Annotated in this window: 2 protein-coding genes; one reads left to right on the plus strand and one right to left on the minus strand. The window is 77.9% G+C overall.

What is annotated here, in order from left to right; genetic code table 11:
* Nucleotides 1-55: 55 nt before the first annotated feature.
* A complete protein-coding gene (locus EF918_RS35200) occupies nt 56-1,300 on the plus strand; it encodes a sensor histidine kinase (RefSeq protein ID WP_125652911.1) in 1,245 nt (414 codons plus the stop codon).
* A 30-nt stretch (nt 1,301-1,330) separates the two neighbouring features.
* On the opposite strand, the gene EF918_RS35205 is transcribed toward EF918_RS35200, so the two are convergent.
* A complete protein-coding gene (locus EF918_RS35205; protein WP_125652912.1) occupies nt 1,331-1,996 on the minus strand; it encodes a spherulation-specific family 4 protein in 666 nt (221 codons plus the stop codon).
* Nucleotides 1,997-1,999 lie beyond the last annotated feature (3 nt).

Here is a 1,999-nt window from a genome sequence, read left to right on the forward strand (position 1 = left end):
CTCCCCCGCCGTCGCCCCCGTCCCGGGGTGGAGGGGCAGGCCGTACGGTATCCGGGTGACGACCGACCTCCTGCCCTTCCGCGCCACCCGGCGCTGGTGGCGCGCGCACCCCCTGGGGGGCGACGCGCTGCTCGCGCTCGGCGTGCTGGTGGCCATGGTGGTCGGGTCGTACGCGGACCCGCACGGGCCGCACGGGCCGACGTTCGGCGACCGCAGCCCGGACCCGGCGTCCCTGGTGCTGATGGTGCTCGGCGCGGCGGTGCTGGTGCTGCGCCGGCGCCGGCCGATGGCCGTGCTGTGCGCGACGAACGCCCTGTCCCTGCTGGAGCTGGTCACCGCCCCGCCGCGGGCCCCCGTCGCCATGTGCACGGTGGTCGCCCTGTACACCCTGGCCTCGCGCACCGACCGGCCCACCACCTGGCGGGTGGGCCTGCTCACCATGGTGGGGCTGACGGGCGTGGCCATGCTGGTCGGGCCGTTCCCCTGGTACGCCCAGGAGAACGTGGGCCTGTTCGCCTGGACCGGGATGGCCGCCGCCGCGGGTGACGCGGTGCGCAGCCGGCGGGCCTTCATCGACGCCATCCGGGAGCGGGCCGAACGCGCCGAACGGACCCGCGAGGAGGAGGCCCGGCGCCGGGTGGCCGAGGAGCGGCTGCGCATCGCCCGCGACCTGCACGACGTGGTGGCCCATCACATCGCCCTGGTCAACGTCCAGGCCGGGGTGGCCGCGCACGTCATGGACAAGCGCCCGGACCAGGCCAAGGAGGCGCTGGCGCACGTGCGGGAGGCCAGCCGGTCGGCGTTGAACGAGCTCCGGGCGACGGTGGGGCTGCTGCGCCAGTCCGGGGACCCGGAGGCGCCGACCGAGCCGGCGCCGGGGCTGGCCCGGCTGGAGGACCTGGTCGACACGTTCCGGCACGCCGGGCTGCCGGTGCACGTGGCGGTCGACGTCACGGACGGGCCCGGCGCGGACGGGCCCGGTGCGGACGGGCCGCTGCCCGCGGCCGTGGACCTGGCGGCGTACCGGGTGATCCAGGAGGCGCTGACCAACGTGCGCAAGCACGCCGGACCGGACGCCAGGGCCGAGGTGAGCGTGGTGCGGGTCGGGCCCTCGGTGGAGGTGACCGTGCTGGACGACGGGGGCACGGCCGCCGACCCGTCCCCGCTGCCGGGGCCCGCCGACGGCGGGGGCCACGGTCTGGTCGGCATGCGGGAGCGGGCGGTGGCGCTGGGCGGCACGTGCTCCACCGGGCCGCGGTACGGCGGCGGTTACCGGGTGCACGTGATCCTGCCGGTGTGATCCTGCCGGTACGCCCCCCGGCCGCCCGGGTCAGCCGGCGGCCCGGGACCGGTCGGCGGGTTCCAGCCCGTACGGCAGGGTCCCCCACGGGTGGGCGCCGGTGCCGGGGACCGCGCAGTGCACCCCTGCGCCGCGCTCCGCCGCGAGAGCGGTGGCCGGGGCGTCGGGCGGGACGGCGTACACCAGGTGGCAGAAGCGCTCGGGCGGGTGCCCGGCCGTCCAGGGCGGCGGCGGGTCCGCCGCCCGGTACGCGTCCCAGGGGCCCTCGAAGGTGACCAGCAGGTCGGCGAGCGCGGCGTAGCCGGGGTGCGGGTGCACCCCGTGGTTGAGGACCAGGGTGTCCGCCCCGGCGGCCCGGGCGGCGACGGCCAGCCGCCCGTAGTGCGGGAGCAGTTCGGGGCCGGCGGCCACCTGGTCGAGGAAGGCCCCGTCGGTGCCGTACCAGTCGCGGTGGTGCAGCAGGTCCCGTACGACGTCCCGGTGCGGGCGCCGGCCGTAGTCGGTGTCGGTGTAGCCGAGCACCGTCACCCCGGCCGCCCGCAGCCGCGCGGCGACGTCGGCGAAGCCCTCGTCGGGCGCGCTGCCGGGACCGCTGCCGGGGTTGAGCACCACCGAGTGCAGCCGGGACGCGGCGCGCACGAGCGCCTCCCAGGCCTCGGGGTGGTGGGCGGGGTGTTCGTAGAGGGGCACCAACAGCGG

This window comes from Streptomyces sp. WAC06614 (genome assembly GCF_003949795.1).
Taxonomy (GTDB): domain Bacteria; phylum Actinomycetota; class Actinomycetes; order Streptomycetales; family Streptomycetaceae; genus Streptomyces.